The organism is Oleiphilus sp. HI0061, from assembly GCF_001635675.1.
This window is the reverse complement of the sequence record NZ_LWFE01000314.1, coordinates 1-836: the sequence shown is the minus strand read 5'-3', so window position 1 is coordinate 836 and position 836 is coordinate 1. Positions and strand designations below refer to the sequence as shown.

Sequence of the window (836 nt, the reverse complement as noted above, 5' to 3'; positions counted from 1 at the left end):
GACCGCCCGAGAAGTTGTAGTTTTCATTGGAGAACTTACCGCCAGCATGTAGCTTACTTAAGATTAGTTCTACCCCTGGTACACCTTCTTCAGAGTGAATATCTACGGGCATCCCGCGCCCGTTATCGGCAACTGACAAAGAACCATCTTCATACAATACAACATCAATTTTACTGGCGTGACCCGCAAGCGCTTCATCGACACTGTTATCGATTACTTCCTGAGCAAGGTGATTGGGCCGAGTGGTTTCAGTATACATCCCCGGTCTTTTCTTAACCGGGTCCAAACCACTTAGTACTTCGATTGAGTCGGCGTTATATTGCTTCGGAGATGAGTTATTGTCTGCCATATACTTCTTATGCTGCTATTAATGAGGAGGGATTTTATTTAGTGAAGCTTAACCGAGAATAGAGAGGCTGCCAATACCTAGTCTTCACTTAAGTCTAAGGGGTAGTGACTCGCACCAATCTCAAGCACATCGAGAGCCTCGATATTTGATTCAAANAACTGAACACTAAAGTCAATGCCACTGATCACTTCCCGATTTGCGTTTAAGGTCTCGAACGAGTAGTAATTCGGATAGATTCCTTTTGCTTCTCCATCGTCAAATGAGCGCTCATCGCCATCATTATTGGTACTTGCTCTAACAAAATACTCGCCGACCGGGATATTCTCAAAGCGATAGCTGTATACACCGTCAGACAAAGATCCTGCCACGGTAGATGTAGCAAAAATAGGTTCTTCTGGCAAAGCGTTCAAAACCTCATCTAAGGCAATAAGCGATATATAAAGATTACCGACCGATTCGTTACCAGAAATAGTATTCGATGCGATTA

1 protein-coding gene is annotated in these 836 nt (G+C 43.7%); it reads right to left on the bottom strand.

Annotated features, from left to right (window positions below; translation table 11 throughout):
* Positions 1 to 349, bottom strand: a 349-nt coding sequence (locus tag A3735_RS04080; RefSeq protein WP_231882368.1) for an ATP-binding protein, incomplete at its 3' end; no start/stop codon positions are given.
* Between the last annotated feature and the right edge of the window lie 487 nt (positions 350 to 836).